At 63.4% G+C, this 24,467-nt stretch carries 22 protein-coding genes and 1 pseudogene; 4 read left to right on the top strand and 19 right to left on the bottom strand.

The annotated features are described in order from the left end of the window. Positions 1–16 precede the first annotated feature (16 nt). The 5 genes from OO258_RS25200 to ppc form a co-directional block, all read right to left on the bottom strand. Entirely contained in the window at positions 17–886 is an 870-nt protein-coding gene (locus tag OO258_RS25200) for a DUF72 domain-containing protein (protein ID WP_266034051.1), read from the bottom strand. 4 nt (positions 887–890) lie between these two features. Further along, a complete protein-coding gene (locus OO258_RS25195; protein WP_266034049.1) occupies positions 891–1,181 on the bottom strand; it encodes a hypothetical protein in 291 nt (96 codons plus the stop codon). A gap of 121 nt (positions 1,182–1,302) precedes the next feature. Next, the gene (gene tsaB, locus OO258_RS25190) at positions 1,303–1,977 is read right to left on the bottom strand and encodes a tRNA (adenosine(37)-N6)-threonylcarbamoyltransferase complex dimerization subunit type 1 TsaB (RefSeq protein WP_266034046.1); all 675 of its coding nucleotides are present in this window, start codon (positions 1,975–1,977) and stop codon (positions 1,303–1,305) included. Between the two features lie 151 nt (positions 1,978–2,128). Further along, positions 2,129–2,779, bottom strand: coding sequence for an adenylate kinase (gene adk, locus OO258_RS25185; protein WP_266034043.1), 651 nt, complete (start codon positions 2,777–2,779; stop codon positions 2,129–2,131). Positions 2,780–3,036: 257 nt separating this feature from the next. Further along, positions 3,037–5,664 (bottom strand): phosphoenolpyruvate carboxylase, encoded by a 2,628-nt coding sequence (ppc, locus tag OO258_RS25180; protein WP_266034040.1) that lies wholly within the window; start codon positions 5,662–5,664, stop codon positions 3,037–3,039. A gap of 242 nt (positions 5,665–5,906) precedes the next feature. Here ppc and OO258_RS25175 point away from each other — a divergent pair, with 242 nt between their 5' ends. The 3 genes from OO258_RS25175 to OO258_RS25165 all read left to right on the top strand — a co-directional run bounded on the left by OO258_RS25175 (position 5,907) and on the right by OO258_RS25165 (position 7,786). After that, on the top strand, positions 5,907–6,251 hold the full coding sequence (locus tag OO258_RS25175) for a pilin assembly protein (protein WP_266034038.1): 345 nt from the start codon (positions 5,907–5,909) through the stop codon (positions 6,249–6,251). A gap of 279 nt (positions 6,252–6,530) precedes the next feature. After that, positions 6,531–6,944, top strand: coding sequence for a DUF4398 domain-containing protein (locus tag OO258_RS25170; RefSeq protein ID WP_110747078.1), 414 nt, complete (start codon positions 6,531–6,533; stop codon positions 6,942–6,944). Positions 6,945–6,994: 50 nt separating this feature from the next. After that, entirely contained in the window at positions 6,995–7,786 is a 792-nt protein-coding gene (locus OO258_RS25165; protein WP_110747080.1) for an OmpA family protein, read from the top strand. Positions 7,787–8,129: 343 nt separating this feature from the next. Here the strand turns inward: OO258_RS25165 and OO258_RS25160 are convergent, their stop codons facing one another. The 7 genes from OO258_RS25160 to prfB all read right to left on the bottom strand — a co-directional run bounded on the left by OO258_RS25160 (position 8,130) and on the right by prfB (position 14,848). Then, entirely contained in the window at positions 8,130–8,456 is a 327-nt protein-coding gene (locus OO258_RS25160; RefSeq protein WP_110748285.1) for a hypothetical protein, read from the bottom strand. Further along, positions 8,453–9,376: an alpha/beta hydrolase gene (locus OO258_RS25155; protein WP_266034032.1), complete on the bottom strand. Its 924-nt coding sequence runs from the start codon at positions 9,374–9,376 to the stop codon at positions 8,453–8,455. Before OO258_RS25155 ends, OO258_RS25160 begins: the two co-directional genes overlap by 4 nt. Next, positions 9,348–10,625 (bottom strand): flavohemoglobin expression-modulating QEGLA motif protein, encoded by a 1,278-nt coding sequence (locus OO258_RS25150; RefSeq protein ID WP_110748279.1) that lies wholly within the window; start codon positions 10,623–10,625, stop codon positions 9,348–9,350. Before OO258_RS25150 ends, OO258_RS25155 begins: the two co-directional genes overlap by 29 nt. Before the next feature lie 57 nt (positions 10,626–10,682). Further along, positions 10,683–11,231 carry a hypothetical protein gene (locus OO258_RS25145; RefSeq protein ID WP_266034029.1) on the bottom strand — a complete coding sequence of 183 codons (549 nt, stop codon included), beginning with the start codon at positions 11,229–11,231 and terminating at the stop codon, positions 10,683–10,685. A gap of 28 nt (positions 11,232–11,259) precedes the next feature. Next, positions 11,260–11,964 carry a TetR/AcrR family transcriptional regulator gene (locus OO258_RS25140; RefSeq protein WP_266034026.1) on the bottom strand — a complete coding sequence of 235 codons (705 nt, stop codon included), beginning with the start codon at positions 11,962–11,964 and terminating at the stop codon, positions 11,260–11,262. 192 nt (positions 11,965–12,156) lie between these two features. Then, positions 12,157–13,659 carry a lysine--tRNA ligase gene (lysS, locus tag OO258_RS25135; RefSeq protein WP_110748270.1) on the bottom strand — a complete coding sequence of 501 codons (1,503 nt, stop codon included), beginning with the start codon at positions 13,657–13,659 and terminating at the stop codon, positions 12,157–12,159. Positions 13,660–13,752: 93 nt separating this feature from the next. Beyond that, a protein-coding gene (prfB, locus tag OO258_RS25130) for a peptide chain release factor 2 (protein ID WP_110748267.1) occupies positions 13,753–14,848 on the bottom strand; the annotation gives its coding sequence in 2 pieces (ribosomal slippage) (positions 13,753–14,775 and positions 14,777–14,848; 1,095 coding nt in all). Positions 14,849–15,153: 305 nt separating this feature from the next. Here prfB and OO258_RS25125 point away from each other — a divergent pair. Further along, positions 15,154–15,585, top strand: coding sequence for a hypothetical protein (locus OO258_RS25125; RefSeq protein WP_266034019.1), 432 nt, complete (start codon positions 15,154–15,156; stop codon positions 15,583–15,585). 62 nt (positions 15,586–15,647) lie between these two features. On the opposite strand, the pseudogene OO258_RS25120 reads toward OO258_RS25125, so the two are convergent. The 7 genes and pseudogenes from OO258_RS25120 to OO258_RS25090 form a co-directional block, all read right to left on the bottom strand. Then, positions 15,648–16,671, bottom strand: a pseudogene (locus OO258_RS25120) (diguanylate cyclase); the annotation flags it as partial. A 51-nt stretch (positions 16,672–16,722) separates the two neighbouring features. Next, positions 16,723–17,736 (bottom strand): Wsp signal transduction system protein-glutamate methylesterase WspF, encoded by a 1,014-nt coding sequence (gene wspF, locus OO258_RS25115; protein ID WP_110748259.1) that lies wholly within the window; start codon positions 17,734–17,736, stop codon positions 16,723–16,725. Further along, entirely contained in the window at positions 17,733–20,039 is a 2,307-nt protein-coding gene (locus tag OO258_RS25110) for a hybrid sensor histidine kinase/response regulator (protein WP_266034016.1), read from the bottom strand. The genes wspF and OO258_RS25110 overlap by 4 nt, the downstream gene beginning before the upstream one ends. Beyond that, positions 20,036–20,701: a chemotaxis protein CheW gene (locus OO258_RS25105; RefSeq protein WP_266034013.1), complete on the bottom strand. Its 666-nt coding sequence runs from the start codon at positions 20,699–20,701 to the stop codon at positions 20,036–20,038. Before OO258_RS25105 ends, OO258_RS25110 begins: the two co-directional genes overlap by 4 nt. Next, positions 20,698–21,972 (bottom strand): CheR family methyltransferase, encoded by a 1,275-nt coding sequence (locus OO258_RS25100; protein WP_266034010.1) that lies wholly within the window; start codon positions 21,970–21,972, stop codon positions 20,698–20,700. Before OO258_RS25100 ends, OO258_RS25105 begins: the two co-directional genes overlap by 4 nt. Beyond that, positions 21,969–22,475, bottom strand: a complete 507-nt coding sequence (locus tag OO258_RS25095) for a chemotaxis protein CheW (RefSeq protein ID WP_266034008.1) — start codon at positions 22,473–22,475, stop codon at positions 21,969–21,971. The genes OO258_RS25100 and OO258_RS25095 overlap by 4 nt, the downstream gene beginning before the upstream one ends. Before the next feature lie 5 nt (positions 22,476–22,480). Continuing rightward, on the bottom strand, positions 22,481–24,103 hold the full coding sequence (locus tag OO258_RS25090) for a methyl-accepting chemotaxis protein (protein WP_266034005.1): 1,623 nt from the start codon (positions 24,101–24,103) through the stop codon (positions 22,481–22,483). Positions 24,104–24,467 lie beyond the last annotated feature (364 nt).

Genomic DNA, 24,467 nt, shown 5'->3' with positions numbered 1-24,467 from the left:
GGCAGTCAGGGAAAGGTCAGAGTAGCCCCAGTTGTTCGACCTCGGGCGCACGCGGCAATTCCGGCAAAGGTGCCAGGCCCGGCAAACGTGCCATCAGGCGCTGGTGAAAACGCTGGGCCAAGGCTGCGGCCAAACGGTTGTCCGAGGTATGCAGGAAGATATAGGGGCTGCGGCCTTCTTCAATCCAGCCGGCCACCTTGTCTACCCAAGGGGTGAGGAAGGGCTCGTTGGCCTCCAGCTCGGGATGGCCGATGAAGCGTACCTGCGGATGCTGGCTGAAAGCGGCCGGACGGGGCGGTACCTTGGGCTTCTTCGACTGTGCATGCAGCACAGCAGGGTCACGCGAGGTGCAACTGAACAACGCACGCGGGTCAAGACAGATGCGCTCCACGCCGCGCTCATGCAGCAGGCGGTTGAGCAACCGTTCTTCCTCCCCCTTGGCGAAAAACGCCTGGTTGCGCACTTCCACGGCCACCGGCACGGCTATTTCATCGAGAAACCGGCAAAGCTCGCCCAGCCGTGCGGGGCCGAACTGGGCGGGCAGCTGCAGCCAATACGGCGATACGCGCTGGCCAAGCGGGGCCAACAGGCGGGTGAAGTCGAAGGCGGGCTCAAGCTGCTCGCGCAGGTCGCCTTCGTGGCTGACGTCGCGGGGGAACTTGGCGGTGAAACGAAAGTGCTGGGGCATTACCTGCGCCCAGCGGGCGATGGTGCCTGGGGCTGGGCGTGCATAGAAGGTGGTGTTGCCCTCGACGGCATTGAACACCTGGCTGTAGAAACCCAGCATCTGATTGGTGTTGGCGTCGGCAGGATACAGGTACTCACGCCAGGCGTTTTCGCTCCATGACGGGCAACCGAGAAAATAAGGCAGTGGGGATGGGCTCATCCCGTCAAATGTACAGGTCGAGCCCCAGTACTTCCATGTCCCAGTCGGTGAAACCGGCGGTGCTCAGGTAGCTGGCCAATGCGGTGGCGGTGCGGCGGTCACGGGCGCGGGGGAAGATCATGTCCTGCTGGCGGGCTGGCAGGCCACCGCCAGGACGTCGGGCGGCGGCTTCCTGCGGAGCGACTTCTGCGTCGTCGATCAGCTCGGCATCGTCGATGGCCTCGTCGCGCACCACTGCCTTGCGCGGAGTGCGCTTGATCGGGTAGGACTGCGATGAGAAACCGTCGATACGCATGGCATGAGCACTCAGGACCAATGATGGCAATTTAGCAGCATCAGAGTTCCGTCGCTAATGCTTAAGTGATAACTGGACCACAGATCGCACAGAAGGTTTCAGGGCCACCGACGAACAGCACTCAGTGCTTCTTCGGCGTAGCTACATTATCGCGCAGATACACCGGTTGCGCCTGCTCGGCGACAATGGCCTCGCCACGCGCCCAGGCGAAGCTGGCCAGGCTGAGAATGTCCAGCGCGTTGGGCAAAGCGCCAGGGTTGCTGGCCGCCACCTGTACCGCTAGGCGCTCGGCATAGCCCCAGCCGGTACCAGCACCGAACCACTCGCCGTTGCTGCCAACCGGCAGCGCTACCTGCTCGGGCGGCAACACCGCTTCGCGGCCGACAAGGCGCATTTCACCCGCCGTGGCCTGGTAGCAGCCCCAGTACACTTCATCCATGCGCGCATCGATGGCGGCCGCCACCTGCTGCGCGCCATGCTCACGCAAGGCACCCTGGGCCAATGCGGCCAGATTGGACACCGGCAGCACCGGACGCTCCAGCGCGAAGGCCAGGCCCTGGACCACACCGATGGCGATGCGCACACCGGTGAATGCACCCGGGCCACGGCCGAAGGCAATGGCATCCAGTGTATTCAGCGCGACGCCGGATTCGGCCAGCAACTGCTTGATCATCGGCAGCAGCTTCTGCGCGTGCTGACGTGGAATCACCTCGTAATGGCTGGTTACCTTGCCGTCATGCAGCAGCGCGACGGAACAGGCTTCGGTGGCGGTATCCAGGGCCAACAGGGTGGTCATCGAACGGGTATCCAGGTGCGAGTGAAAAAGAGCGGCAGTATAGAGCAGCAGCGCCGTTGTGTCCCGAGGGGCCGCTGTGCGGCCGTGGGTTGCAGCCCTGAAACGACAACGGCCCGCTAGCGGGCCGTTGTCGGGGTGCGTCAGGCGTGGATCAGCTCAGGGCTGCCAGGACCTTGGCGGTGATGGCTTCAACCGAGCCAACGCCTTCGATGTGGCTGTACTTCGGCTTGCCGGCATTGGCGGCCGACAGCTTCTGGTAGAAGTCCACCAGTGGCTTGGTCTGGCTGTGGTAAACCGACAGGCGATGGCGAACGGTTTCTTCCTTGTCGTCATCGCGCTGGATCAGCTCTTCGCCGGTCTCATCGTCCTTGCCTTCCACTTTCGGCGGGTTGTACTGAATGTGGTAGGTGCGGCCCGAGGCCAGGTGCACGCGGCGGCCAGCCATGCGGCCGACGATTTCTTCGTCGTCCACGGCAATTTCGACCACGGCATCGATGTCGACACCGGCAGCGACCATCGCTTCGGCTTGCGGGATGGTGCGTGGGAAGCCGTCGAACAGGCAGCCATTGGCGCAATCAGGCTGGGCGATGCGCTCCTTGACCAGGCTGATGATCAGCTCGTCGGAAACCAGCTGGCCGGCATCCATGACTTTCTTCAGTTCCAGGCCCAGCGGGGTCCCGGCCTTGACGGCGGCACGCAGCATGTCACCGGTGGAAATCTGGGGGATACCGAACTTTTCGGTGATGAACTTTGCCTGAGTACCTTTACCGGCCCCGGGAGCTCCCAGCAGAATTACGCGCATCTCGTGCTCCTCAAATTTTTTTATGAAATTCAATGGATTCGGCAAACTGGGCCGAGTCCGGAAAATCGGGTATGACCACAAATCGGTCAGAAGGCTGCTCAAGATACACAGCGCCCGGCAGCCAGACAAGCGTCCCAAAGTTGCAGGAATGCGCCACTTGCGGCTGAGCGGGCTGGCGGTTGCGCCCAGTGCAACCACCCGCCCCGTCGTTGGGCCCGGCCTGCATGGCACTCGCCAGACATGACCCGGGCTTGCCCTTAGCCGGTGTTGCGCAGCCCGGCGGCAATGCCCGCCACGGTCACCAGCAGGGCCTGCTCCAACGGGCTGTCCAGAGCGGCTTCGCGGCTGCGCGAGCGGGCCAGCAACTCGGCTTGCAGGCGGTGCAACGGGTCCAGATAGGTATTGCGCAGGCTGATGAATTCCAGTGTCTCGGGGCTGTGCGCCAGTAGCACCGGTTGCCCGGTCAGGCCCAGTACCACCTTGCACGACTGCGACAATAGGTCGCGCAATTGCGCACCTAAAGGAAGCAAGTGCGGTTGCACCAGACGTTCGTCGTAGGCCTCGGCGATTTGCGCATCAGCCTTGGCCAGTACCATCTCCAGCATGTCGATGCGGGTGCGGAAGAAGGGCCACTGTTCGCGCATTTGCGCCAGCAGGTGACCTTGGCCCCGCGCCAGCGCATTGCTCAGCGCGGTCTCCCAGCCCAACCAGGCCGGCAGCATCAGCCGGGTCTGGGTCCAGCCGAAGATCCACGGAATGGCCCGCAGGCTTTCGATGCCGCCCGCGCGGCGCTTGGCCGGCCGGCTGCCCAGCGGCAGGCGCCCCAGTTCCTGCTCCGGCGTCGACTGGCGGAAGTACTCGACAAAATTGGGGTTCTCGCGCACTACGCTGCGGTAAGCCTTGACGCCATCGGCGGCCAGTTGGTCCATTACCTCGCGCCAGGCTGGCTGCGGTGGCGGTGGTGGCAGCAGCGTGGCTTCGAGCACGGCAGCCAGGTACAGGTTGAGGTTTTGCTCGGCGATGCCCGGCAAACCGAACTTGAAACGGATCATCTCGCCCTGCTCAGTGGTGCGGAACCGACCCGCCACCGACCCCGGGGGCTGTGACAGGATCGCCGCGTGGGCCGGGCCACCACCCCGACCTACCGTGCCGCCACGGCCGTGGAACAGCAGCAGCTCGACCTGATGCTCGGCACAGATGCGCACCAGGTTTTCCTGCGCCCGGTACTGCGCCCAGGCCGCTGCCGTGGTGCCGGCGTCCTTGGCCGAGTCGGAGTAGCCGATCATCACTTCCTGCGGGCCACGCAGGCCAGCACGGTAACCTGGCAGGCCAAGCAGGCGCTGCATCACCGGCCCGGCGTTGTCGAGGTCGGCCAGGGTTTCGAACAGCGGCACCACACGCATCGGCCGGGTCAGCCCAGCTTCCTTGAGTAGCAGTTGCACCGCCAGTACGTCCGAGGCCGCACCGGCCATGGAGATGACATAAGAACCCAGCGAAGCAGCCGGTGCTGCCGCCACCTCCCGGCAGGTGGCCAGCACTTCGGCGGTATCGGCCTGTGGTTTGAAATGTGCGGGTAACAGTGGCCTGCGGTTTTTCAGCTCGGCCTGGAGGAACTGGATGCGCTGGTCTTCATCCCAGTCGGCATAACGCCCCAGGCCCAGGTAATCGGTGATTTCGGTCAGGGCATCACGGTGGCGGGCAGCGTCCTGGCGCACGTCCAGACGGCCGAGGAACAACCCGAAGGTGACGGCTCGGCGCAGGCAGTCGAGCAGCGGGCCCTCGGCGATCACGCCCATGCCGCATTCATGCAGCGACTGGTAGCACAGCTCCAGCGGCGCGATCAGGTCGCGGTTGTCCACCAGCACCTCGGCACTGGCCGGCTGGCTGCTGGCCAGTGCCGAATGGGCCCAGGCACGTGTGGCGCGCAGGCGGTCACGCAATTGCTTGAGCACGGCACGGTAAGGTTCGGCGCTGTCACCCACCCGTTCGCGCAGCGCGTCATTGGCCTGCTGCATCGAAAGCTCAGCGGCCAGGGCATCGATATCGCGCAGGAACAAATCGGCGGCCATCCAGCGCGCCAGCAGCAGCACTTCGCGGGTGACGGCGGCGGTCACGTTGGGGTTGCCATCACGGTCGCCGCCCATCCACGAAGCAAAGCGGATCGGCGCTGCCTCAAGTGGCAGGCGCAGGCCAGTGGCCTCGAGCAAGGCCTTGTCGACCTTGCGCAGATGGCTGGGAATGGCGTGCCAGAGCGAATGCTCGATGACTGCGAAGCCCCACTTGGCTTCATCTACCGGCGTCGGCCGGGTGCGGCGGATTTCTTCAGTGTGCCAGGCTTCGGCGATCAGCCGGCGCAGGCGCTCGCGCACCTGCTGCCTTTCGGCCGGGATCAGGTCGCGGTGGTCTTGCGCGGCCAGCTGGCCGGCAATGGCGTCGTATTTCTGGATCAGCGTGCGGCGGGCCACCTCGGTGGGGTGCGCGGTGAGCACCAGCTGGATGTCCAGCTTGGCCAGTTGCCGGGCAAGGGCATCGTTGCTGTGGCCCGCCTGCTTCAGGCGCGCCAGCAGCTCAGGCAGCACCCGCGCTTCGAAAGGCTCGGGCTGGTCGGCGTCGCGGCGGCGGATCAGCTGGTATTGCTCGGCCATGTTGGCCAGGTTGAGGAACTGGTTGAAGGCCCTGGCCACGGGTAGCAGGTCTTCTTCGGCAAGGTCGGCCAGGGTCGAGCTCAGTTGCTCGCCGGGGCCGCGGCGGTCGGCCTTGGCGCTGTGGCGGATATCCTCGATCTTCTGCAAGAACGCATCGCCATGCTGCTGGCGAATGGTTTCGCCCAGCAGCTCACCCAACACATGGACATCTTCACGCAAACGCACATCGATATCGGTCATTGGCCCTCTCTCCGGCGCGGCTCTGGCGCACTGCTTCCCTTTCAGCCTTTACCCGATCCCTGTGGCAGCGAGCATGCCCGCGGAGCATTCCACGCGGTGCCCGCACACAAAAGGCCGAGACATGCACCCAAGAGTGCCCACAGCCGGCCGACGATGGCAAGCCGTGATCGGCCAAAGCAAACTAAAGTGAAAGCACACACTCCCATGCAGTACAGCCTTCACAGGCGTCCATAGAGGTCATCATGAAAATCCGTGAACTCGCCCAGCACTGGGAACAGAACGCCGCCGGCACCCTCAGCCGCACGGGCCATGTGTTGCACCTGGACCTGGAATCCGAGGCGCGCCTGGCCGCGTTGATCGACATGTACCCCAAGCGCACCGCCGAGGAACTGCTCGGCGAACTGGTGGCGGCCGCCCTGGAAGAGCTGGAGGCCAGCTTTCCGTACGTGCAGGGCCGCCAGGTCATCGCCACCGATGAAGAGGGCGACCCGTTGTACGAGGATGTTGGCCCTACACCGCGCTTCCTGTCGCTGTCGCGTCAGCACCTGCACAGCCTGAGCAACACCGGCGACGACAGCGAAAATTAACCCCCCCGCCCCGTCATTCCGGGCCTCGCACAGGCCCGGAATACCGCTGAGCCCTGCTAAAGTTCCGCACCCCCTCCGCTGACTGATCAGTCAGAAATAGTTATCCGATTACACGACTTTTTTCTGAACTATTGGAAAAACACTCCAGTCGGAGCCAATAGCCATCACGCTAAAACCCTGCACACCTGCACTTGTGCACCGATCAGCTGAAGCGCACGGAAATTGTCAGGGAATGAGCGATGGACTGCTACGGACATCGTCGTTATCAGGAGTGATCCAATGGAGCTGACCAACATGAAAACCCGCACTTTCAAACCGTCATCCACTCACGTGCGCGGGTTCAAGCTGGCCGCGCTGGCGCTGGGCAGTAGCCTGGTCCTGGCCGGCTGTGCGGGCAACCCGCCGACCGAGCAGTATGCGGTTACCCAGTCCGCCGTGAACTCCGCTGTCAGCGCTGGCGGCACCGAATTTGCCGCTGTTGAAATGAAAGCGGCGCAGGACAAGTTCAAGCAGGCCGAAATTGCCATGCACGACAAAAAGTACGACGAGGCCAAGCGCCTGGCCCAACAGGCCGAGTGGGATGCCCGCCTCGCCGAACGCAAAGCCCAGGCAGCCAAAGCCCAGAAGGCCGTGCAGGATGCCCGTCAGGGCGTTCAGGACGTACGTGAGGAAGGCCTGCGCAGCGCTCAGTGAGCCCTGCCCCGCCAACCTTAGCCTTCGCACACGATCAAAGGATGAACACTATGCGCAAACACGTCATGATTCCCGCCCTGCTGGCCCTGAGCGTAGGTCTTGCTGCCTGCTCGCACGACCCTAATGCCAATCTGGAAGCGGCCCGCACCAATTTCTCCTCGCTGCAGAGCGACCCGCAAGCGAGCAAAGTGGCTGCACTGGAAACCAAGGACGCCCAGGACTGGCTGAACAAGGCCGACAAGGCCTACATGGACCGTGAAGACGAGAAGAAAGTCGACCAACTCGCCTACCTGACCAACCAGCGCGTCGAAGTGGCCAAGCAGACCATCGCCCTGCGCACCGCCGAAGGTGAGCTGAAAAACGCCTCGGCTGAACGTGCCAAAGCCAAGCTGGACGCCCGCGATGCCCAGATCGCCAAGCTGCAGGACAGCCTCAACGCCAAGCAGACCGACCGCGGTACGCTGGTGACCTTCGGTGACGTGCTGTTCGACTTCAACAAGGCCGAACTCAAGAGCAACGCCTACCCGAACATCACCAAGCTGGCGCAGTTCCTCCAGGAAAACCCGGAGCGCAAGGTGATCGTCGAGGGCTACACCGACAGCGTCGGCTCGGCCAACTACAACCAGACCCTGTCCGAACGCCGCGCCAACAGCGTGCGCATGGCGCTGGTACGTGCCGGCGTAGACCCTGCGCGCGTCGTGTCCCAAGGCTACGGCAAGGAATACCCGGTGGCTGACAACGGCAGCAACTCGGGCCGTGCGCAGAACCGTCGCGTGGAGGTGACCATCTCCAACGACAACCAGCCAGTGGCACCACGCTCGGTGAGCCAGGTTCAGCAGTAAGGCTGGCTAGCTGATATGAGAAGCCCCGCAATCGACGCGGGGCTTTTCTTTGTCCGCCGATAATGTTTTGGCGCCTGTGAGATCGAGCGCCGCCCGCGCGGCGCATCGCGAGCTGCGCTCGCTCCTACGCTTGTTTCGGGCCAGTGATTCCTGGGGGATTTGCGCGCGAACGCCTTGGCGCATGGCGCGATATCGCGTCGTAAAACAAGGCGGTCGCGCGCGCCTGTCACAGGCGTGACTGGCCCGAAACAAATGTAGGAGCGAGCGCAGCTCGCGATGCGCCGCGCGGGCGGCGCTCGATCTCGAGGGCGCCAAAAATGCTGCGCCGAACACAGCCAAACACTCACTGCACCCGCTGCGGTGTTTCCTCGCCCATGCAACGCACTGCACGCTTGCGGTTGTCCACCAGCACGCCGGTCAGGCCCTTTTGCTGGGTGTCGAACAGCACCAGCACGCCATCCATACACTGAGCCACCTGCGGCGCGGGGTCGAGCGAGACCTTGTAATCCTCGCCCGGGATCGTCTTGAGCATGGTGAAATCCTGCAGCAACAGGGCATCCTCGGGCTTGGCAAAATGCAGGTAACCGTAGTACCACAAGGCCCCCACCGTCACGATGATGCTGCCAACCCCGGTCAGAATCAGCGGGATGGCGTTGCGTTCTTCACTCATTGCTTGTTCTTCTCGTCTGGGAAATTGGGCACTTCGGCAAGCCGCCGCAGGCCGTTGAAATGGCTGGGGTCGTCGAGGAAACGCAGCATCACCTGGCGCCACGTAGGGTCGGCGAAGGTCTGCACGTGGCCGCCCCGGGTCAGTTGCAGCACCCGCGGCGGCGGCGCGTGCTGGTACAGGCGGATGCCATTGTCCAGCGGCACCAGGTTGTCGTCGATGCTGTGGAAAAACAGCTTGGGCGGACTGCTCAGTTTCTCGATCGAGCGGATCGCGCTGTCACCGTCCGGCACCAGCCACGACAGCGGCACCTGCAACGGCCAGGTCATCCACGAGGTGCTGAGCGCATAACGCCCCACCGCCCGGTAGCTGGCCGGCACGCCATCGAACACCAGCGCACTGAAGCGCTGGCGCTGCTCGGGATGGGCAGCCAGGTAATGAATGGCCATGGCGCCGCCCAGGCTCTGCCCCAGCAGCACCAGCGGCTTACCCTTGACCTCGGGAGCCCGGTCGAGCCAGGCGATGGCCGTGGCGATGTCCTCGTAGACGTCCGGCAGGCTCGGCTGCCCCTCGGACAAGCCATAGCCGCGATAATCGATCATCAACACCTGGTAGCCCTGCTCCGGCAGCCAGTAGCTGCCGCCCAGGTGCCCGGGGAGGTTGCCGCCGTTGCCGTGCAGGTGCAGCACCGTGCCCTTGACCTCGACCCCCGCCTTGGCCGGCAGCCACCAGCCATGCAAGCGAACGCCATCTGCAGTGGTCAGGGTCAGATCACGGTATTCCAGCCGGGCCCGCTCGGGAGTGAAAGCTTGGCCAGGCTCGGGGTAGAACAACAGGCTGCTGCAGCCGCCCAGCCCCAGCAGCACCAGGCTCACGGCCAGCAGACGGCAGTACTCAGAGAATGTTCGCGTAGTCGGCTTCAATGCGATCCAGGCTCAGGTGGTTGAGGAAGTTGGAGAAGCACATCCAGGCCGACAGCGCGTTGAGGTCGCGGAACTGCTCGGGCAGGTACTTGGGCGGCTCGACCAGCCCTTCCTCGACCAGTTGGCGCAGGGTGCGCATGTCTTCCAGCGTGGTTTTGCCACAGAACAGCAACGGGATCTGCTCCAGCTTGCCCTTCTTCACGGCCAACTGAATGTAGTTGTAAACCATGATGAAGCCCTTGAGGTAGGACAAGTCCTTGGTGAATGGCAGCCCGTTGGGCACCGAACCGCGGAACACCCGGCTGGCGTTGCTGTAGCTCTGGGCCATTTCAAAGCCCTGCTCGCGGAAAAAGCCGTAGACCTGCATGAAGTCTGCGCCCTCCTCGACCATATGGATGGCACGGGTGCGGTTGGTGAGCTTGCGCAGGCGGCTGGGGTAGGAGGCAAAGGCAATCACCTCCATGAGGATCGCCAGGCCTTCCTGGGTCACCGTCGACGAGGGCGGGCCCTTGGCCAGGAAGGTACAGATCGGCTGGTTCAGGCCGTTGAGTGTGGTGCCAACGTGCACCAACCCTTCGTGCACCTCCAGGGCGCGCACGTCGCGGGCGTTGAACATGGCGTCGGCACGCACCTTGATGTAGTCGGCCCCGGCCGCAGCGTCGGCGACGATGCCATCGGACTCGAATACGCGAATGGTCCCCTCGGCTTCGCCGAACACCTTGTTCAGGCGCCGCTGAAGGATGTCCACGGCCTCCTTGGCGGTAAGGTTCTTGGGCTCATCCTTGAGGTCGCCACGGCCATCGATGTTGTTCAGATAGTCCGACAACATCAGGCCGAGGTCGGCCAGGGTCGGGTCACCGGCATGGAAGGCATCGGAGGCAGCGCCATACAGTTCCTGAGAGATCAGGCCGAAGTCTTCGGTGCCGCGCGCTTCGAGCATGCGCACCACCATGCGGTATTCGCGGCACATGCGCTTCATGATCTGCCCGACCGGGTTGAACTGGCCGAGCTGGCGGATGATATCGCGCTCGATGCCTTGAAACTCGGCCTTCACCGCACTGGAGTCGAACGACAGTGGACGCGACTGGTAGTAGTCGCGATCGACGGCAGGCGGCTCCTTGCCCTTGGCATTGAGAAAGCCCTGGCGGATGTTGTCGTCCCACTTCACCGCGTCCAGCACCCGGATCGGGGTCTGTGCCGCAACGATGCGGTCGGACAGGGCACGGATGGTTTGCTGGTATTCGTCCACCGGGGACTCCTTTCTAGTACACGAAACCTGTGCTTGCCCGCGAAGCCGCCAGCACGGTCATTTGCCGGAGCGCTGGAACCGCGCTACTTCGACGAACAGGTCGGAGTTGGCCGGGTCGTCCAGGTAGGCCAGTACCCGCGCCGCCGGGCTGTCGATCAGCACGCCGTCGCCGTTGTCTTCCGGCACCTCGGTGCTGCGCCCGTTCAGTTCCTTCTTGTCCACTGCCTGCTGTACCTGCTCGACATCCAGGTTGTACACCACCAGTTCCTTGCCATCGACGATATCGAAGCCGCCAATCAGGAAATTGCCGCCCAAGCGTTTTGGCACACCGGCCGACAGGTACCAGCGGTTGCCGTGGCGCGACACGGTGAACACGTATTCTTCAGGGGCCTTGCCCTTGGCCGTGGCGACCGCCTTGTAGGCATCGCCGCCACTGCGGCTGATGGTAAGTTTCAGCGGCTCGCCCCAGGCATCCTTGCTGCTCCACTTGCCAAGCAAGGCCTTGGGCGCCGCCTGGTTGCTCGGCAAGGGCTCATGGAAGGTCACCAGACAACCGCCCAGCAGCAGGAATGACAAAGTCAACGACACCACACGCCAGGCTTTCATCAGGTTCTCCTAGAAAAGTCGGTCTCGCTCAAGCCGATGCCAGCACCAGTTGCAGGTATCGGGTAAGCATAGCGAGCATCTGCCCATCGGCTTGCGCACTGGCATCCTTGAGCAGGCCCTGATATTCCATCTGCTCGATAATCGCCGTCAACATTTGGGCGTCCTGTTCCGGTTGCCGCGAGCCCACCACCTGCAGCAATTGCCGTGTGCCGTGCAGCAGGATCTGCTCATGGGCGCACACCAGCTCGGCCAGGCGCGGGCACAGCAGTGCCTCCTGGCGGAAGGCCTGCTCGGCCATGAGGAAATCACGGCGGTTGAGCAACTGGCGCTGAACGTAGTCGGCGGTCATCCGCGCCACTTCGTCCGCCAGCCGCGCACGCGCCTGCCGGCTGCCATCACCCTGTGCGAGCAGTTGGCGCAACACCACCTCGGTATTGGCCCACAGCTTGGCCATGTAGGCAGCACTGCGCTCGACGTACTGGGCGAAGGTGTCGGTGAGCAGGTCTTCGATGTCCTTGAAGTAGTAGGTGGTGGCTGACAATGGCACACCGGCCTCGGCGGCCACCGCACGGTGGCGCACACCGCGCACGCCATCGCGCACGACAATTCGCATGGCGGCGTCGAGAATCAGCTGGCGACGCTGTTCGCTGCCTTGGCGGGCAGTCTTGCGGCCTTGGTATTGCACGCTTTCGGCGACGGCGGTGGCGATGCCGGCGGCGCCTTGGTCAGGCATGGCGGGTGTCACGGGGGATACCTCATGGGCAGTGTTTCATCAGTGCCGGCTTCTTCGCAGGCACGCACGCCCCCACAGGGACCCCGCAACATTCAGGTGTGGGAGTGGGCGTGCTCGGGAAGAGGCCGGTACAGGCAACATAAAGCTTAGGGCAAGAAAAAGCCGCCTCGAAAGGCGGCTCGTTCAATGTCTTCAGCCCTGCGGACGCATGTGCGGGAACAGAATCACGTCGCGGATCGACGGCGAGTTGGTCAGCAGCATCACCAGGCGGTCGATGCCGATCCCTTCACCGGCGGTCGGCGGCATGCCGTACTCCAGCGCACGAACGAAGTCGGCGTCGTAGTGCATGGCTTCGTCGTCACCCGCGTCCTTCTCTGCCACCTGGGCCAGGAAGCGCTCGGCCTGGTCTTCGGCATCGTTGAGCTCGGAGTAGGCGTTGGCGATTTCGCGGCCACCGATGAAAAGCTCGAAACGGTCGGTAACAGCCGGGTTGTCATCGTTGCGACGGGCCAGCGGCGACACTTCGAACGGGTACTCGGTGATGAAGTGCGGCTGCTCCAGTTTGTGCTCGACCAGCTCTTCGAAAATCATGACCTGCAGCTTGCCCAGGCCTTCGTGGCCCAGCACCTTGGCACCGGCCTTTTTGGCGATGTCGCGGGCGCGATCGACATCTTGCAGATCGGCAGCGGTCAGCTCCGGGTTGTACTTCAGGATCGAGTCGAACACCGAGAGGCGTACGAACGGTTCGCCGAAGTGGAAGACCTTGTCGCCGTACGGCACGTCGGTAGACCCCAGTACAAGCTGGGCCAGCTCGCGGAACAGTTCCTCGGTGAGGTCCATGTTGTCGCGGTAGTCGGCGTAGGCCTGGTAGAACTCAAGCATGGTGAATTCAGGGTTGTGACGAGTCGAAACGCCTTCGTTGCGGAAGTTACGGTTGATCTCGAACACTTTTTCGAAGCCACCCACGACCAGGCGCTTGAGGTACAGCTCCGGCGCGATACGCAGGAACATGGCCATGTCCAGGGCGTTGTGGTGGGTTTCGAACGGCTTGGCTGCCGCACCGCCCGGGATGGTCTGCAGCATCGGCGTTTCGACTTCAAGGAAGTCGCGCTCGATGAGGAACTTGCGAATGTGCGAGATCACCTGGGAACGCACACGGAAGGTGTGGCGGGTTTCTTCGTTGACCATCAGGTCGACGTAACGCTGGCGGTAGCGCTGCTCGGTGTCGGTCAGGCCGTGGTGCTTGTCGGGCAGCGGGCGCAGCGACTTGGTCAGCAGGCGTACGTTGGTCATTTCAACGTACAGGTCGCCCTTGCCGGAGCGGGCCAGGGTGCCTTCAGCGCTGATGATGTCGCCCAGGTCCCAGGTCTTGACCGCAGCCAGGGTTTCTTCCGGCAGGGTCTTGCGGTTGACGTAGACCTGAATACGGCCAGTCATGTCCTGGATAACCATGAACGAGCCACGGTTGAGCATGATGCGGCCGGCTACCTTGACCGGGATCGCGGCTGCTTCCAGCTCTTCCTTGGTCTTGTCCGCGTATTGCTTCTGCAGGTCGTTGCAGTAGCTGTCGCGACGGAAGTCGTTGGGGAAGGCATTGCCCTTGGCACGCTCGGCGGCAAGTTTTTCCTTGCGCAGGGCGATCAGGGCGTTTTCTTCCTGTTGCAGGTCTTGCGATTCGGTCTTCAGGTCGCTCATGTCGTCATTCTTTCCATCAGGTATTCGTTGCCCGTTCCGGGCAGGGCACGCGCTACCGGCGGCTGGCCAGGTAGCGCGGCATGGGTGTGCGGCTTACAGGCCCTGCTTGAGGCTCGCTTCCAGGTACTGGTCAAGGTCGCCATCGAGGACCTTCTGGCAGTCGCTGCGTTCGACGCCGGTACGCAGGTCCTTGATGCGCGAGTCATCCAGCACGTAGGAGCGAATCTGGTGGCCCCAGCCGATGTCCGACTTGCTGTCTTCCAGCGCCTGCGAAGCGGCGTTGCGCTTCTGCATCTCCAGCTCGTACAACTTGGCCCGCAACATTTTCATGGCGGTGTCCTTGTTGGCGTGCTGAGAACGTTCGTTCTGGCAAGCCACCACGGTATTGGTCGGTACGTGAGTGATACGTACTGCCGAGTCGGTGGTGTTCACGTGCTGGCCACCGGCACCGGAGGAACGGTAGGTGTCGATGCGCAGGTCGGACGGGTTGATCTCGATTTCGACCTTGTCGTCGATCTCGGGCGAGACGAACACGGCCGAGAACGACGTGTGGCGGCGGGCGCCGGAGTCGAACGGGCTTTTGCGCACCAGGCGGTGCACGCCGATTTCGGTGCGCAGCCAGCCAAAGGCGTATTCACCCTTGATGTGCACGGTGGCACCTTTGATACCCGCCACTTCGCCTTCGGAAAGCTCGATGATGGTGGCGTCGAAACCACGCTTGTCGGCCCAGCGCAGGTACATGCGCAGCAGGATGTTGGCCCAGTCCTGTGCCTCGGTACCACCGGAGCCGGCCTGGATATCCAGGTAGGCGTTGTTCATGTCCATCTCGCCGCTGAACATGCGACGGAACTCAAGCTGGGCCAGGTTTTCTTCCAGGCCTTCCAGCTCGGTCACGACGTCGCCGACGGCGCTTTCGTCATTTTCCTCGACAGCCATGTCGAGCAGGTCCTGGCAGTCGCCCAGGCCGTTGGACAGCTTGTCGAGGGTCTCGACGACCTGGGCCAGCATGGCGCGCTCGCGACCCAGTGCCTGGGCGTACTCGGGCTTGTTCCAGACGTTGGGGTCTTCCAGCTCGCGGTTGACTTCGATCAGGCGGTCATGCTTGTGATCGTAGTCAAAGATACCCCCGAATTGACTGGGAACGTTCGGTGAGGTCCTTGATGGTGTTCAGAATCGGTTGGATTTCCATGGGTTGCCTACTCGCGCGAATTCGGTGAAAAGCCCGCGAGTATAACGCAGTCGGAGGCGCGGCGGCAGGCCCGCCCGGCAGGGAAACCCCACAGGTTTGGAGCATGCCGTTCACGGCGAAAATCACAATCGCAGACGAGCGCCAGAAATGTGCTGACTGGAAATAGTTGGACCGATGAATTTCAGGCGTTTTGCATGCGCGCTCCCTGTCGGAACTGGCATTTCTGCCAGTTGCACGCATCAGCGGCAGCTATTCAACTCTTACCTCGTAATACCGACCTGCAATCCCACCCAAGCGAGGCCAAAATGAATACCACCAAAATCATCGAAATCTACCCTAGATCAGCCACAGATACCGAATGGAGACTTAAAGGCGAGTTCGGCACCCTGACCATCCCGAAAGAAAGAAACGGCTCGCTCAGCCTTAAAGCCATAACCAACCCAAGCGGCTCCCCTACAAAATACAAATTCGAGATGAATATTCTCTTCCCTGGCGTCGAGGGTGGGTCCCAGGAAAGCCTGGAGCAAGTCAGGACGGAGTTCATCTTCGCCAGCTCAATCAACCGCATAGGACATAGCGTCGACCAGGAATTGGTCACCTATGATTGCTACGCCGATGACGATACGCTCAAGATCAAGTCCATTTATCCCTGCAAGGTCGCGTACCAGCTCGTCTACAAGAATGGCGACATGGTTATCTTTCACGGCCCTACAAGGTACATAGAAATCGTGGAGTGAGCGTTATAAAAACCGGGGTATCGATACCGCCAGCCATCCGCGTCAACATTCTGAACAGTACGCGCTGGCGGTGTTCGACCCTCAAGCAACGCCCACTTGGTTCCGGCCGCTGTTCTTGGCCAGATACAGCCCCTTGTCCGCCGCCGAAATCAGCTGCCGGCAATGGCTGCCGATGGTCGGAGTCTGGGTCGCCAGGCCGATACTCACCGTCAGGCACGAGTCAGCCACCGGTGCGGAATGCGGGATGCCCAGGCCCAGCACGGTCTGGCGAAGCTTCTCGGCGACCAGCCTTGCCCCACCTGGCGAGGTGTTGGGTAGCACCAGAGCGAACTCTTCGCCACCGTAGCGCGCCGGCAGGTCGGTTGGGCGCGAGCAAGAGCCACGAATGGCCTCGGCGACCTGGCGCAGGGCCTCGTCGCCCGCCAAGTGGCCAAAGCTGTCGTTGTAGGCCTTGAAATAATCGACATCGATCATCAGCAGCGACAACTGCTGCTGTTCACGCATGGCCCGGCGCCACTCCAGTTCCAGGTACTCGTCAAAGTGGCGACGGTTGGACAGCCCGGTGAGGCCATCGGAGTTCATCAGCCGCTGCAGCATCAGGTTGGAATCAAGCAGCTGCTGCTGGCTGACGCGCAGCGCACGGTAGGCTTCGTCACGTTGCAGCAGCGTCAGGTAGGACCGTGAGTGGTAGCGAATTCGCGCCACCAGCTCGATGGTATCCGGCAACTTGACCAGGTAATCATTTGCCCCCGCGGCAAACGCCGCGCTCTTGACCAGCGGGTCTTCCTTGGTCGACAGAACGATGATCGGGATGTCCTGGGTGGCCGGGTTGTTACGGTACTCGCGCACCAGGGTCAAGCCGTCCAGGCCAGGCATGATCAAGTCTTGAAGAATGACCGTGGGCTTGATACGCATGGCCTGGGCCACGGCCTGGTGTGGGTCGGCACAGAAGTGGAAATCGATGTTGTCTTCATTGGCCAGGCCGCGCCGCACTGCCTCGCCGATCATGGCCTGATCGTCGACCAGCAGCACCATCGCCGAGTTCTCGTTGGTGGTCGCGAAACCTTCGATCGGTAAATCACTCATACCTGTTCACCTGATCACTACCGGCTTGGCGGCGTGATTCAATACCTGTCGTCATTTTCCGAAAATTTCCATCAAGCGGCTGGCTATCCGTTCCAGCGGGCGAATCTCAACTGCAGCATCGATGGCTGCAGCCGCCTTGGGCATGCCATACACCGCGCTGCTGGCCTGGTCCTGGGCAATGGTCAGAAAGCCTCGCTGACGCATCAGCTTCAGGCCTTGGGCACCGTCGCGGCCCATGCCGGTGAGCAAGACCCCCACCGCATCACCGCCCCAGTAGCGCGCGACACTCTCGAAGAACACATCGATCGAGGGCCGGTAGATTTCATTCACAGGCTCGGCAGTGTAGGCCAGTTGGCCGTTCTGTAGCAGACGGATGTGGTGATTCGTGCCGGCCAGCAATACCTGGCCCGGCTGCGGCGGCTCGCCTTCACAGGCCAGGCGCACCGGCAGGCCGGCGGCGCTGCTGAGCCATTCGGCCATGCCCGCGGCAAATACCTGGTCGACATGCTGGACCAGCACGATGGCCGCCGGAAACGCCGCCGGCAGGCCCTTGAGCAACACTTCGAGGGCTGCTGGGCCACCGGCCGAAGAACCGATCGCCACCAGCCCGCGGCGCTGCGAAGCCTCACGCAGCGGCGCAGCCACCGGCCGTGCTGCCGGCACCCGCTGCTGGCCGACCAGCCAGCCGATATTGAGGATTTTGCGCAGCAGTGGCGCTGCCGCTTCGCGGGCGTCACCCGCCCCCAGCGCCGGGGTGTCGACCACATCGAGCGCGCCATGGCCCATGGCCTCGAAGACCCGGTGCACGTTCTGCTTGCGGTCGACCGTGACAATGACGATGGCACAGGGGGTTTCAGCCATGATCCGCCGGGTCGCCTCGACGCCGTCCATCACCGGCATGATCAGGTCCATAAGGATCAGGTCTGGAAGCTGCTCGGCGCAGCGCTGCACCGCCTCCTGGCCATTGCTGGCCACCCACACCACCTGGTGTGCAGGCTCGAAGGCAACCGCCCGGCGAAGCGCCTCGACGGCCATGGGCATGTCATTGACGATGGCGATCTTCATCCTTGAGCACCTCCGATCAGTTCGACTACCGCATCCAGCAACGCATCATCGTGGAAGCTGGCTTTCGCCAAATAGTAGTCGGCCCCCGCATCCAGACCACGCCGTCGATCTTCCTCACGGTCCTTGTAGGACACCACCATCACTGGCAGCGATTGCAAGCGCTGGTCGCGGCGCACCAGCGTGACCAGCTCGATGCCGTCCATGCGCGGCATGTCGATGTCAGTGATCAGCAGGTCGAAGTCTTCGCTACGCAAGGCGTTCCAGCCGTCCATGCCATCCACCGCTACGGCCACATCGTAGCCACGGTGGCTCAGCAGCTTGCGCTGCAGTTCGCGCACGGTCAGCGAATCGTCGACCACCAGAATGCGCTTGCGGGCCAAACCGCGGGCGGCGCTGTTGCCGCGCTCGACGCGCTCCAGGCTGCCGGTGCTGAGGAGTTTTTCCACCGAGCGCAGCAAGTCCTCGACATCGACGATCAGTACCACTGAGCCATCATCGAGCAAGGCCCCTGAAGAAATGTCCTGCACCTTGCCCAGCCGCGGGTCGAGCGGCATCACCACCAGCACCCGTTCGCCCACCAGCCGCTCCACCGCCACGCCGTATAACTGCTCGCGCTCACGGATCACCACCACCCGCAGGCTGGCTTGGTCGCTTTGCCCGGCCGGGCGGTTGAGCAACTGGCTGGCCGCCACCAAGCCGATATGTCGGCCTTCGTGCCAGAAGTGCTGGCGCCCTTCGATCTGCACGACCTGCTCGGCAGTCACTTCCAGCGTGCGCTCGATATGGGCCAACGGGAAGGCGTAGGCCTCACCGCCCACTTCGACCACCAGGCTGCGCACCACCGACAGGGTCAGCGGCACCTGCAGATGGAAGCGGCAACCCTGCCCGGCCACCTGGGTCAGTTCGATCGAGCCGCGCAGCTCGCGAATCATGTGCTGCACGGCATCCAGCCCGACGCCGCGCCCGGACACTTCGGTGACCTTGTCACGCAGGCTGAAGCCAGGCAGGAACAGGAACGTCAGCAGTTCCGCCTCGCTCATGCGCGCCACGGTCTCGGCAGGCGACAAGGCGCGCTCGACGATGCTGCTGCACAGGCGCTCGAGGTCTATGCCAGCGCCATCATCGACCAGCTCAAGGCTGAGCATGCCAGCCTGATGCGAAGCACGAAGGCGGATCACCCCCTCATCCGGTTTGCCCGCCAGCAGGCGTCGTTCCGGCAGTTCGATGCCGTGGTCGACAGCATTGCGCAACAGGTGGGTCAACGGTGCTTCAAGCTTTTCCAGCACATCGCGGTCGACCTGGGTCTTGTCCCCTTCCACCACCAGCCGCACCGGTTTGCCCAGCGAGCGGCCAAGGTCACGAACCATGCGACTCTGCCCGGTCAGCACGTCGGCAAAAGGCCGCATCCGGCAGGCCAAGGCGGTGTCATACAGCAACTGCGCGCGCTGGCTGGCCTGCCAGCCGAATTCATCGAGGTCGGCGGCCTGCTGCTGCAGGATCTGCTGGGTTTCTGCCAGCAGGCGCTGAGTCTGGGCCAAGGCTTCAAGCACTTCGCTGCTCTGGCCGCTGTCTTCCAGCTGCATGCGCAAGCCGTCGAGCGCCTGCATGCCCTGGCCGTGCATCCGCTTGAGGCGCTGCAGGGTAGACAGGTAAGGCTTCAGCCGCTGGGTTTCCACCAACGACTTGCTGGACAGGTCGAGCAGGCTGTTAAGGCGATCGGCGGTGACCCGCAGCACCCGCTCGCCCCCCTCGCCCGCACGTTTGCCCGCCTTGCGCCGCAGCGTCGGTTCGGGTTCTGCCTCAGGCTCCGGCGGCTCGACTGGCAACACCAGCGGTTCCGCCGGCCGGCTTGCCTGCGGCGGCTCTGCCAGTACGGCAGGCAAAACCGGCGGCACCCTGGGCATGGCCGCTGCCCCCGGGTCGAGCAGGCTGGCCATTTGTGCCAGGAACACCGGCAAGGTCGCTTGCGCCGCGGCGTCACCGGGCGTGGCGATGCGCATCAGCAGATCGGTACCCTGCAACAGCGCGTCGATATGTTCGGCGGTCAGCCGCAGGCGGCCCTCCTGAGCGGCCACCAGGCAATCTTCCATGACGTGGGCGACACTGACCCCGGCATCCACCCCGACGATGCGCGCCGCCCCCTTAAGCGAGTGCGCCGCGCGCATGCAGGCCTCAAGTTGGTCAGCCTGGGTAGGGTTGCGTTCCAGTGCCATCAGGCCGGCGCTGAGTACCTGGGTTTGCGCTTCGGCCTCCAGGCTGAACAGTTCGAGCAACGATGCGTCGCGCATTTGCTCTGGGGTCATGACAGGCTCCGCTGCACTTCAGACATTAAGTGTTGATCGTCCAGTACCCGAACGCTGCGGCCGCGCCACTGCAGAACGGCGGCGGTGAAGCGCGTGGCATCCTGGCCGTTGCCCGACAGCAGCGGATCGAGGCGGTGGATGCCGTCGACTTCCTCGACGGCCATGACCACTGGCCCACCTTCGGCGGCCAGGATCAGCATGCGTGGCATCGCCCGGCCGCTGCGCTGCTCGACGGCAGTAGCCTGCACGCCCAGCAAATCAGCCAGCGACAGGCACGGCACCAGCGCACCACGCACGTTGACGACCCCCTGCAACAATCGCGAACGCTGGTGTGGCAACGAATGCACGGCCTGCAACGGGGCGATTTCGGCCAGGCAGGCGGTAGCCAGCGCCAGCCACTCTTCGCCCAAGCGGAACAGCAGCATCGAACGGCCGATGTTTTCCTCGACCACCGGCGCTGCTGCAGCCTGATGGTCCTGGGTCAGTGCATAGCGGTCCAGCAGCCGCGTGGCCGCAGCGGCATAGACCTCGCAGTTGCGGCAATGAACATGCCGTTCCAGCAGCGGGCACTGCTTGTCGCCGTGCACGCCAATACGGTTCCAGCAGTCGTCGATAGGCGCGTCATGCTCAGCCAGCAGTTGCATCGCCGATTCACCGCTCATCGTTCAGACTCCCGGCCAGCCCGCGCCGCCCGTTCCTGCAGACGCCGGGCACCGACCAGGTCGCCCTGCGCCGCCAACAGGGCTGCCAGATGCACCAACGCCTCGGGGTGCTGTGGTTCCAGGTACAGGGCCTTGCGATAGTGGGTTAGCGCCTGCTGCGCATCGCCTTCGGTATCACTGAGCAAACCCAGCCAGTAGTAGACCTGCGCCGAAGGGGCGTGCTTACTCAGGTAGCGCTGGCATTCCGCACGGGCCTGCTCACTGGCGCCGGCGTTGGCCAGCCGGGCAATGCTGGCCAGCAACTCGCTGGCGCCCTCATGGTTGTGTTCACGGGGCGACACTGGCTTGGCCGCCACCGGCAACACACGCAGCGGGCGCGGCAATGGCGAGCTGACCGGCGGATAAACCGGTGTGGCCGGTGCCATCACGGGGCGCCTGGCGGGTGGCGCAGGCGGCGCTGGCACAGGGCTGCTGGCGCCTTCATGACGCACATAGGCAAACGCCTGAGCGATCCCCAGCGGGCGCATGCCCAGGCGTGACAGCAAGCTGCCTTCGGCCGGGCCGATAAACAGCACGCCCTGCGGGTGGAGTAGGCGCTTGAGCACTTCGAACACACGTTGCTGGGTTGGCACGTCGAAATAGATCAACAGGTTGCGGCAGAACACGAAATCGTACAGGCCATCACGGCTGGCCAGGCCCGGGTCGAGCACATTGCCCACTTGCAGGCTGACTTGCTGCTGCACCCGCTCATGCAGGCGGTGGCCGTCGTCGAGGGCTTCGAAGTAGCGCTCGCGAAACCCCAGGTCGCGGCCACGGAAGGCATTACGCCCGTACACCGCCTGCCCGGCCTTGGCCACCGAACTGGGGCTGATGTCCATGCCATCGATCAGAAACGCACCGGGTGCCATGCCTGCGTCGAGCAGGGCCATGGCCAGTGAATAGGGTTCCTCACCGGTCGAGCACGGCAGGCTGAGCAGGCGCAACGGGCGCGCCCCGGCCAGTTCGGCCAGGCGTTTGTGCGCCAGGCTGGCCAGGGCACCAAAGGATTCGGGGTAACGGAAAAACCAGGTTTCCGGGACGATCACTGCCTCGATCAGCGCCTGTTGCTCGTCGTTGGACTGCTGCAGGCGCAACCAATAGTCGTCCAGATCGGTGGCGCCCACGGCCACGCTACGCTGGCGCAGTGCACGCTCCACCATTGGCGCGCCCACCGACTCCACGTCCAGGCCTATACGCTCGCGCAAGAAACGGAAGAAACGCTGTTCGATCATGTCGGCATCCCTGTCGGGGCTTGCGTGTACAGCAAATCGTGCACGGCGTCGGGCAGCAAGTCATTGACCTCGATGCGCTGCACCATGCCTTGGGCATCCTGCCGCACCGGGCCCAGATACGGCGCCTCGCCCGTGTCCACGCCATAGGGCTGGAACTCGTCGGGGTGGCAACGCAGGGTTTCGGTGGCCTGCTCCAGGATCAGGCCAAGCTGCTGGCCACCACGGTAGTGCACCAGCACCAGACGGGTGCTGGTGCGCTGCACCGCCGGCAGGCCAAAGCTCAGCGCGGCAAGGTCGATCACCGGTACCAGCAGGCCACGATGGGCCAGGATTCCGGCAACCCAGGCCGGCGCCTGGGCAATCGGCTTGAGCGGCTGGCGCGGCAACACTTCGATCACCTCGTGCACACTCAGGGCAAAGCGCTGCTGCCTGATGCGAAACTGCAGGTACAGCGCCCCCTTGGCACTGTCTGCCCGGGTGGCGTGCGGTTGCATGTCGTTCATCGTGGTCAGACTTTGAAGCGCGACACGCCGCCACGCAGGCCTGCGGCCACTTGGCTCAGCTCGTCGATGGCAAAACTGGCCTGGCGCAGCGACTCCACCGTCTGGGTGCTGGCATCGCTGAGCTGCGCCAGCGCCTGGTTGATCTGCTCGGCACCGGTGGCCTGGGCCTGCATGCCTTCGTTGACCATCAGCACGCGCGGCGCCAGGGCCTGCACCTGGTGGATGATCTGGCTCAGTTGCTCGCCCACCTGCTGCACCTCGAACATGCCACGGCGTACCTCTTCAGAGAACTTGTCCATACCCATGACCCCGGCCGACACCGCCGACTGGATCTCGCGCACCATCTGCTCGATGTCGTAGGTGGCCACGGCGGTCTGGTCGGCCAGGCGGCGCACTTCAGTGGCCACCACGGCAAAACCACGGCCGTATTCGCCGGCCTTTTCCGCTTCGATGGCGGCGTTGAGCGACAGCAGGTTGGTCTGATCGGCGACCTTGACGATGGTCACCACCATCTGCGTGATATTGCTGGCCTTCTCGTTGAGGATGCCGAGCTTGGCGTTGACCAGGTCGGCCGCGCCCATCACCTGGTGCATGGTTTCTTCCATGCGCGCGAGCCCCTGTTGCCCAGAGCCGGCCAGGCTGGACGCCTGGTCAGCGGCCGAGGTGACTTCGGTCATGGTGCGCACCAGGTCTCGCGAAGTCGCGGCGATTTCCCGCGATGTGGCGCCGATTTCGGTGGTGGTGGCGGCGGTTTCGGTGGCGGTAGCCTGCTGCTGCTTGGACGTCGCGGCAATTTCGGTCACCGACGTGGTCACCTGCACCGACGAGCGCTGGGCCTGGGACACCAGGTTGGCCAGGGCCTCGGCCATTTCGTTGAAGCCGCTTTCGATAGCGCCAAACTCGTCCTTGCGGTCCAGGCTCAGGCGCATGCTCAGGTCGCCCGAGCGCAGTTTGTCGAGGGCATGCACGATACGCTGCATGGGCGCGGTGATGGCGCGCATCAGCAGCAGCCCACAGATACCTGCAGCGACGATTGCCAGCAGCAGCGACACCACCATGCTGCCCTTGGCGGTGCTCACGGCGCTTACGATTTCGTTGGTGGCAGCGTCGGCGGCCGTGCGGTTGTACTCGATCACCTCGTTCAGGTGCTTGCGACCGTCAACCCAGGCCGGGGTGAGCACTTCGGAGATCAGCCGCTGCGCTTCGTCGTAGTTGTGCTGACGGTAGGCGTCCAACACCTGGCTGACGATCTTCAGATAGTTTTCTTCCAGCTGAATGAACTGGTCGAAACGGGCCTGGTCATCATTGTCCTGGATGGTGGACTGGTAGCTGGCCATGTGTTGCTTCAGCCGGTCCTCGAAGCTCTTGAACAGCTCCATGTCGGCCGAAGTGATTTCCCGGTGGTTGGAGAGACCAACCAGTTGCTGGCTGGTGACGTAACTGTCGACCCAGGCACTGCGGATCATCGAGCTGTAGTAGACCCCGGGAATGCTGTCGGTCCCCACTGCCTCTTCGGCGGTTTCGATGGCCACCAACCGCGAGTAGGCGGCCACGATCATCAACAGCATGATAGCGATGATCACGGCGAAACTTGCCAGGATCCGTTGGCGCAAGGTCCAGTTCTTCACATTCAGCCCTCAGGAATTCACAACGAGCGGGAAAATCGCCGGAGTATAGCCTAGAGGTCGTATGGTTTTGCGGGTGAAGTGCATGACGCACTATATGCAGCGACTGTGAGATCGAGCGCCGCCCGCGCGGCGCATCGCGAGCTGCGCTCGCTCCTACGTTTGTTTCGGGCCAATTATGCCTGTGGGGTTCGCGCGCGAACGCCTTGGCGCATGGCGCGATATCGCGTCGTACAAACCAGGCGGTCGCGCGCGCCTGTCACAGGCGTTACTGGCCCGAAACAAACGTAGATACTCTGTTGGCGGTCAAGCTTTTTTGAGGTGCTCAGCGCTGAACAGCTTGGCCGTATCAAAGGGCTCATCGCCA

The organism is Pseudomonas sp. DCB_BI, from assembly GCF_026240995.1.
GTDB lineage: Bacteria > Pseudomonadota > Gammaproteobacteria > Pseudomonadales > Pseudomonadaceae > Aquipseudomonas.
The sequence above is the reverse complement of the archived record's forward strand: the minus strand, read 5'-3'. Positions and strand labels throughout refer to the sequence as shown.

Bases quoted from the DNA above. Each gene is read 5' to 3' on its own strand.
- tsaB (WP_266034046.1), bottom strand. From the start codon at position 1,977: ATGACCACCCTGTTGGCCCTGGATACCGCCACCGAAGCCTGTTCCGTC.
- wspF (WP_110748259.1), bottom strand. From the start codon at position 17,736: ATGAAGATCGCCATCGTCAATGACATGCCCATGGCCGTCGAGGCGCTT.
- adk (WP_266034043.1), bottom strand. From the start codon at position 2,779: ATGCGCGTAATTCTGCTGGGAGCTCCCGGGGCCGGTAAAGGTACTCAG.
- OO258_RS25095 (WP_266034008.1), bottom strand. From the start codon at position 22,475: ATGAACGACATGCAACCGCACGCCACCCGGGCAGACAGTGCCAAGGGG.
- OO258_RS25105 (WP_266034013.1), bottom strand. From the start codon at position 20,701: ATGAGCGGTGAATCGGCGATGCAACTGCTGGCTGAGCATGACGCGCCT.
- OO258_RS25160 (WP_110748285.1), bottom strand. From the start codon at position 8,456: ATGAGTGAAGAACGCAACGCCATCCCGCTGATTCTGACCGGGGTTGGC.
- OO258_RS25145 (WP_266034029.1), bottom strand. From the start codon at position 11,231: ATGAAAGCCTGGCGTGTGGTGTCGTTGACTTTGTCATTCCTGCTGCTG.
- OO258_RS25200 (WP_266034051.1), bottom strand. From the start codon at position 886: ATGAGCCCATCCCCACTGCCTTATTTTCTCGGTTGCCCGTCATGGAGC.
- OO258_RS25110 (WP_266034016.1), bottom strand. From the start codon at position 20,039: ATGACCCCAGAGCAAATGCGCGACGCATCGTTGCTCGAACTGTTCAGC.
- ppc (WP_266034040.1), bottom strand. From the start codon at position 5,664: ATGACCGATATCGATGTGCGTTTGCGTGAAGATGTCCATGTGTTGGGT.
- OO258_RS25140 (WP_266034026.1), bottom strand. From the start codon at position 11,964: ATGCCTGACCAAGGCGCCGCCGGCATCGCCACCGCCGTCGCCGAAAGC.
- OO258_RS25175 (WP_266034038.1), top strand. From the start codon at position 5,907: ATGAAAATCCGTGAACTCGCCCAGCACTGGGAACAGAACGCCGCCGGC.
- OO258_RS25170 (WP_110747078.1), top strand. From the start codon at position 6,531: ATGGAGCTGACCAACATGAAAACCCGCACTTTCAAACCGTCATCCACT.
- OO258_RS25195 (WP_266034049.1), bottom strand. From the start codon at position 1,181: ATGCGTATCGACGGTTTCTCATCGCAGTCCTACCCGATCAAGCGCACT.
- OO258_RS25165 (WP_110747080.1), top strand. From the start codon at position 6,995: ATGCGCAAACACGTCATGATTCCCGCCCTGCTGGCCCTGAGCGTAGGT.
- OO258_RS25100 (WP_266034010.1), bottom strand. From the start codon at position 21,972: ATGATCGAACAGCGTTTCTTCCGTTTCTTGCGCGAGCGTATAGGCCTG.
- OO258_RS25125 (WP_266034019.1), top strand. From the start codon at position 15,154: ATGAATACCACCAAAATCATCGAAATCTACCCTAGATCAGCCACAGAT.
- lysS (WP_110748270.1), bottom strand. From the start codon at position 13,659: ATGAGCGACCTGAAGACCGAATCGCAAGACCTGCAACAGGAAGAAAAC.